The sequence below is a fragment of the Desulfovulcanus ferrireducens genome, assembly GCF_018704065.1.
Lineage (GTDB): Bacteria > Desulfobacterota > Desulfovibrionia > Desulfovibrionales > Desulfonatronovibrionaceae > Desulfovulcanus > Desulfovulcanus ferrireducens.
This window is the reverse complement of record NZ_JAGUQP010000016.1, coordinates 59630-65782: the sequence shown is the minus strand read 5'-3', so window position 1 is coordinate 65782 and position 6153 is coordinate 59630. Positions and strand designations below refer to the sequence as shown.

General features: G+C 43.1%; 7 protein-coding genes. 5 read left to right on the top strand and 2 right to left on the bottom strand.

Going from position 1 to position 6153, the window contains the following annotated elements; all coding sequences use genetic code 11:
* The first annotated feature begins 400 nt into the window (after positions 1-400).
* A complete protein-coding gene (gene argJ / locus KFV02_RS07150) occupies positions 401-1582 on the top strand; it encodes a bifunctional glutamate N-acetyltransferase/amino-acid acetyltransferase ArgJ (RefSeq protein WP_252380857.1) in 1182 nt (393 codons plus the stop codon).
* 32 nt (positions 1583-1614) lie between these two features.
* Here the strand turns inward: argJ and KFV02_RS07145 are convergent, their stop codons facing one another.
* Positions 1615-2250: a cyclase family protein gene (locus KFV02_RS07145; RefSeq protein ID WP_252380856.1), complete on the bottom strand. Its 636-nt coding sequence runs from the start codon at positions 2248-2250 to the stop codon at positions 1615-1617.
* Between the two features lie 134 nt (positions 2251-2384).
* On the bottom strand, positions 2385-2651 hold the full coding sequence (locus tag KFV02_RS07140) for a hypothetical protein (RefSeq protein WP_252380855.1): 267 nt from the start codon (positions 2649-2651) through the stop codon (positions 2385-2387).
* A 434-nt stretch (positions 2652-3085) separates the two neighbouring features.
* Here KFV02_RS07140 and KFV02_RS07135 point away from each other — a divergent pair, with 434 nt between their 5' ends.
* The 4 genes from KFV02_RS07135 to KFV02_RS07120 all read left to right on the top strand — a co-directional run bounded on the left by KFV02_RS07135 (position 3086) and on the right by KFV02_RS07120 (position 6133).
* Positions 3086-3238: a hypothetical protein gene (locus tag KFV02_RS07135; protein WP_252380854.1), complete on the top strand. Its 153-nt coding sequence runs from the start codon at positions 3086-3088 to the stop codon at positions 3236-3238.
* An 11-nt stretch (positions 3239-3249) separates the two neighbouring features.
* The gene (locus KFV02_RS07130; RefSeq protein ID WP_252380853.1) at positions 3250-3876 is read left to right on the top strand and encodes an HD domain-containing protein; all 627 of its coding nucleotides are present in this window, start codon (positions 3250-3252) and stop codon (positions 3874-3876) included.
* A 59-nt stretch (positions 3877-3935) separates the two neighbouring features.
* Positions 3936-4523: a hypothetical protein gene (locus KFV02_RS07125; protein WP_252380852.1), complete on the top strand. Its 588-nt coding sequence runs from the start codon at positions 3936-3938 to the stop codon at positions 4521-4523.
* 839 nt (positions 4524-5362) lie between these two features.
* On the top strand, positions 5363-6133 hold the full coding sequence (locus tag KFV02_RS07120) for an MlaE family ABC transporter permease (protein ID WP_252380851.1): 771 nt from the start codon (positions 5363-5365) through the stop codon (positions 6131-6133).
* Positions 6134-6153: the final 20 nt, after the last annotated feature.

Below are 6153 nucleotides of genomic sequence, written 5' to 3'. Positions count from 1 at the left end.
AAAATTGTTCTTGAAAACAAAATAAACTAACCAATAAATTTTAACCATTAACTATTGACAAAAAACACAGTTGCTGAGTTAATTTGCGAGCGCATTTTCTTCAATGCTAACAAAGACCTGGACACATCTAAGGCTTGCTTGCGGGCTGTGCATAAAGGGGTTAGTCAATAGAATATTACTTAAAGCCTTTTCTGTTGTTATGATGGGTTTCGAAAGTTCGATGGAATAACCTCCCTATGCACAGCACTTTCGCAATCTTCGCCAAGATGTGTTACCCAACCCGTTTGTAATGCATTTCAGAAAATGCACTCTTCAATTGTGTAGTAATTTGAGGATGTTAATCATGTCAGAAGTTGAGTTAAAAAAATAAAGTTGAGACAGTTTTCAGGGGAGATTGAAGATGGTTTTGGTGCCTAAAGGGTATTTGTTTGCTACGGTTGGGGCTGGATTCAAGTATCAAGATAGAGATGATCTTGCCTTTATATTTAGTCAGAGTCCCGCTTCTACAGCTGCTGTATTTACTAAGAACAGGTTTCAGGCAGCACCGATATTAGTTGCTAAGGAAATACTGGAAAGAAGAACAGAAGTCCGGGGAATACTGGTCAATGCCGGTCAGGCCAATGCCTGCACTGGAGAGGCAGGGTATAAGAATTGTCGTCAAACCTTGCAAATGTTGCGGGAGCTTTTGGCCCTGGGTGAAGATGAAATCCTGCCCGCCTCAACAGGAGTTATAGGAGAGCAGTTTGATCTTGAGAAGTGGAAAAAGGCTATCCCCGAACTTAAGTCAGCTTTGGGCCGGGCAGAGCCCGTGCAGGTAGCCAAGGCCATTATGACAACAGACACTTTCCCCAAGCTGTCATGGAAGCGGCTGGACCTGCGAGAGGGGCAGATTACCTTTTTGGGATTGGCCAAAGGCGCAGGAATGATTTGTCCTGATATGGCCACGATGCTTGGGTTTGTACTCTGCGATGCTCAAGTAGATCCTGAGTGGTGGGCAAAGTCTTTGAGGGAGGCAGTGGACGCGAGCTTTAACGCCATCACCGTGGATGGCGATACAAGTACCAATGATTGTGTTCTGGCTTTGGCCAATGGAGAGGCCAGGGTGCGTGTCCATCCGGATGAACAGGGTCTGGTAAGCAACGCTTTACAAGAAGTTTGTCAGGATTTGGCTTACCAGATTGTCCAGGACGCTGAGGGGGGGACAAAGGTCATCCATATTCAGGTCACAGGTGCAAAAGATGAAGCCCAGGCCGAAGTGGCCGCCAGGACTATTGGGCATTCTCCCCTGGTCAAAACAGCCCTTTATGGTCAGGATCCGAATTGGGGACGGATTGTTGCAGCCCTGGGGCGCAGTGGTGCTGAATTTGATCCGGATCAGGTACGGGTGGAGATTGCAGGGATAACTATTTTTGCCCAGGGACAACCTGTGAAGATGGATATAGACAATATCTTGGCCCGTCACTTGCGCAAACAAGATGTGCACATCCAGGTCTGTTTGGGCAGTGGACCCGGAGAATACACTTTGTTGAGTTCGGATTTGACTGAAGAATATGTGCGTATCAATGCATGTTACAGGACGTGAGTTGGGGGCAAGTTCTTGCGCATGGTTATATGTTAAATAATTGCAACCGCTCTCACTGGTGAACCATCTGCCTGTTCTATTTTCAAAGGAAAACATGAGAACATGAAGTGATTAGCAGGCAAAGCATTTAAATTTGTCAAGTTTTCAATAATGACAATGTTGTGGCTTAGAAAAATTTTATGGATTGGAAAATCCTGCGAATTGGCTTCATCTGCGGAAATCGTGTCCGTTCCCACCCCCTTTAGATTAAAATTACAAAGCCATGACGCTGCTTCTGAAGACAAGATCGGGTAATTTTGGAAATAGCTGTTAGAGCCCCACAAAAGACTCCAACCTGTGTTGAGTAAAATAAAATCACTATTTTTTATTGAACCCTGATGAGGTTCTAATTCATCAATGTCAATGGATTTCTTTTTTCTTGTAGTCAGATCCAATAAAAATGCTTTCCCGATAAAGTGCTCAATAGATAACTGATCAAGAGTCTTTGCTCCCCTAATGATATGAGCCGGGGCGTCAATATGTGTGCCGATATGTGAATACATAGTAATCTTCTTTTCAAGAAAACCAACGTCATCAATGTTTGACCCGGTGATGAATATGGGTGGTTCTGTGCCCGGATATACAGGCATGTTTGGAGATATAGGATGGCTTAAATCAATTATTTTCATAGCTCTCCACCAGAGGAGTAGACATTGGTTTCTGCGAATAAGTCGGATGAAATATAAAGAAGCAAATAACCGGAAGCAAATGAGTTGTCAGCCGAGTTTGCGGTCTATGTTAACTTGCCTTGATTGGTGGTGGTTTATAATACTTTAGCCAATATTGCTCCCAAAATAGCCCCTACTAGCCCACCAACAAAGTAGTCTTGTAATTTCACCTTAATTGAATTTGATTCCACAATTTGCTTTTTAAGGCTGGCTATTGTTTCTCTGCTATTCCCTAACTGGGCTTTTAGTTCTCCAATAAGCTCGTGAGACTCAGCTACGATGCTGGGAACTTCCAATAATTCTTTGCGCTTTTGCTCGTCCTCTTCCCACATTTTTTCTAGAGTTCTTTTAGAACCTCCCATGCTTATTCCTTAAACGCACAACAGCTAATTAGACGTAATCGTTAAATAGGATGTTTGACAGAATCTGTCTAACTCCCCTACGCAATTATTCTGCCTTGTTGTAGTCAAAGTTAGGTTATGAAAAAGGCAATTTCTAACCTAACTCGTGTAATTTTTTGCAGTTTTAAGTTTGAGATTGCCACGGGCAGCTTCGCTGCCCTCGCAATGACAGGATGAGCGACTAGTCATTCCGAAGAGCGTTAGCCTTGATGCAATCTCACCTATTGGGTAAAAAATGCTGGCTCAGAATGTACTTTTATTCCAATGTGTTTAATGTAAAACTCAATTAAAAATCGCTAAATTTAGCTCTGAACCACAATTTGTTTGATTTTAAAAGCCGTAAAGTTACGGTATCAACGATTTTTGTAAAAGGTCAAGGAACTGTTAAAAAAAGAATGAAGATGTTCATTTGCCTGAGCGTTTGTGGAGTGGATTATCGCCTGGCCCTTGAAAAGGGCATATCTCCTGGCATGCAAAGGCTGGCATTGAATACTATTGTATTTTTAGATAAGCAGGTCTTAAATCGAGCGCTTATGTGTTTTTTATAGAGAGGAGGAAGATGAGCAGTAAACAGGAAAAAGAGATAAACTGGAAAAGACTCGCTGATTTTTTGTTTGAAGTGGGGATGTTAAGAAAAACTCCCCGCACCGGCTATCAGTTTCTGGGAAGTGGTAAGGAGAATGTGGCTGAACACTCATATAGGACAGCGATTATTGGTTATGTTCTAGCTGGAATTAGCGGCGCTGATAAAGCCAAAACCGCTCTGCTCTGTTTATTCCATGACTTGCAGGAGGCCAGAATTGGCGATTTTAACTATGTATACAGGATTTATAATAAATGTGATTCTGAACGGGCACTAGGTGATGCTCTGGAAGGAACCGGGTTTAAAAACGAAATTTTGGACCTGTGGCGCGAGTTGGAAATGGTAGGGAGCAGGGAAGCAGCCCTGGCCCAGGATGCGGATCAGATCGACCTCATTTTAAATTTGAAGGAAGAATTGGATTTGGGCAATAAATATGCAGCCAAATGGCTGGAGTGTGCCCTGGAGAGATTGCGAACAGAAGAGGGCAAGGCCCTGGCCAGACAAATTATGCACACTGACCATACGGATTGGTGGTTTAAGGGGCCGGATAAATCCTGGTGGACAAAGGGTAATGGGCGAGATGAGCAAGGTGAGCAAGATTAGCAAGAACCAGTTCTTGGATCCGCCTTTGGCGGGATTGAGTCATTGATGAGGTGCAGGCCGTGAGCAAGGAACTGGAACAAAAACGTCATTTTTACTTCCTTGCCGGCCTGTGTTTTTTGTTTTCTCTTTCTCTACACCTCTACTTTTTATTCTTCCCCAAGTTTTATAACCTATCAACTAAAAGCGAACCAGTCCCACCTCTCATTTTAGAATTGGATGTGGTTCAGCAAAAAATTAAAACAAGGCAATCAACTGTAAAACCAGATGGTGAAGGTGAGGTCTCAAAAAAAACAAGCAAAGATTATCAGCCGGCCCGGCAAACAAATAAGTTGCAGAAAACCAAGGCTATCGCAAAACTATCTCTAAGTAATGCCCGGGTAAGAGCCCATTTAAAACAGATCAAGGCAATGATTTTGGCTTATTGGGACCATGCGACACCACCAGGATTGGGCCACGCCTTGGTCTTGATAAGATTAAATGCACAGGGACAAATCATGTACAGTGAAATAGAGTCCATCTACGGTTCAAGGAAATTTGTCCGGTTTGTCCGTTTATTTTTGGAAGATCTAACCAAGCTGAAGTTTCCTAGGCTTGATGGGATGGATGATTTTTGGCTGGAGTGCGAGTTCAGGGTAGAACCGGATTAGTTCGGGTAAAATTTGTAGTTATTTTTTTTGATATCCTTTGGTATCCGTGTTTTTTGCCCAAGTTTGCTTGATGAATGCCCGGTTGAGTTGATGAGGATGGTCGAAATATTGATTATATGGATGAATACGCCTCTTTTTTATCCAAGAAAATCCTAAAGATAATGTTGTTCAGGTTTACAGACACCTGTTTGTTCTGCTATTCAGAAGTTTACCAAATGAATGGGATTTGTACATTCACAGCGAAATAATAAACACAAATCCTAGTCTTTGCTTCCACCGAATCAGATTCGTTTGATAGAAAAATACGAAACAGGAATTTGCTATCTCTGATGCCCCTGCAAAAATTCCGTTTGTGTAGGAAGTTTTAGGTTTACGTTTAAACCTTTAGACTCTTACGATATATTGCAGGGGATATTTTTTGTCAAAAATGTAAATTTGATTTTTTGCATAGGCATCTTCTCTTTTGTTACAAATTTTTGTTAAGGTGCAAAATTGTCGTGAAAAGGAATGGCGAAGCGATTGCCATGAACCGGCCTGCTTTCTCCGCGGCATGAAAGTTTAAGAATCACCTAAGTTGAGTGATTTTTAATTTAGTCTTACATTAAACACATTGGAATAAAAGTAGTTTTTGAGCCAGCGATTTTTTTGCAGTTCAAACTTTGAGGTTGCTTCGTCGCTTCGCTCACGCTCGCTCCTCGCAATGACAGGGGCGAGATTGTCATTGCGAGGGCAGCTTCGCTGCCCGTGGCAATCTCTACCTATTGGGTGAAAATCGCTCAATTTAAGAATCAATATTCCGCACGGTAAACGCAACAAAGGCAATAAATTCTGTTGATGCAATGAAAGCTTTTTTTGCCTGGCTTGGCCAGGGGCTTATAGAACTAATTCAGGAAATGGGGCAGGTGATGCTCCTTTTTTTGGAGGCCTGTTACTGGCTTGTCCGTCCGCCAGTACGCTGGCGGCTTTTTTTCAAGCAAATGGAGTTTGTCGGCGTAGGTTCTCTGTTTGTGGTGCTCTTGACAGGGCTTTTTACAGGCATGGTTCTGGCCTTGCAGACCTACCATGCCTTTCGCATGTTTTCGGCAGAGAGTCTGGTCGGAGCAACTGTGGCCTTGTCCATGACCAGGGAATTGGGGCCGGTAATTACGGCTCTTATGGTTACTGGCCGGGCCGGGTCGTCTATTGCTGCTGAAATAGGGACCATGCGCGTTACCGAGCAGATTGATGCCTTAACTGTCATGGCCATAAATCCTGTTCAATATTTGGTTTTACCCCGTCTTGTGGCTGGCGTTATAATGTTGCCTCTATTGACGGTCATAAGTGATTTTGTTGGAGTTGTTGGCGGATATCTGGTAGGGGTCAACCTTTTGGGCATAAATGCCGGCTTGTTTATGAACAAGATATACGAGTATGTCGAGGTGGAAGATATTTATAATGGTTTGATCAAGGCTGCTGTTTTCGGACTTATTTTGACCCTGATCGGATGCTATAAAGGATTCTACACCCGCGGCGGAGCAGAAGGCGTGGGGCGGTCAACCACACAGGCCGTTGTTTTGGCCTCAGTATTTATTCTCGTGAGCGATTATATTTTAACTGCGCTGATGTTTTAGTATCTTTTGCTTGAGTGGTT

Coding starts and splice junctions, on each gene's coding strand:
- KFV02_RS07120 (WP_252380851.1), top strand. CDS start 5,363: ATGAAAGCTTTTTTTGCCTGGCTTGGCCAGGGGCTTATAGAACTAATT.
- KFV02_RS07130 (WP_252380853.1), top strand. CDS start 3,250: ATGAGCAGTAAACAGGAAAAAGAGATAAACTGGAAAAGACTCGCTGAT.
- KFV02_RS07145 (WP_252380856.1), bottom strand. CDS start 2,250: ATGAAAATAATTGATTTAAGCCATCCTATATCTCCAAACATGCCTGTA.
- KFV02_RS07140 (WP_252380855.1), bottom strand. CDS start 2,651: ATGGGAGGTTCTAAAAGAACTCTAGAAAAAATGTGGGAAGAGGACGAG.
- KFV02_RS07135 (WP_252380854.1), top strand. CDS start 3,086: ATGAAGATGTTCATTTGCCTGAGCGTTTGTGGAGTGGATTATCGCCTG.
- argJ (WP_252380857.1), top strand. CDS start 401: ATGGTTTTGGTGCCTAAAGGGTATTTGTTTGCTACGGTTGGGGCTGGA.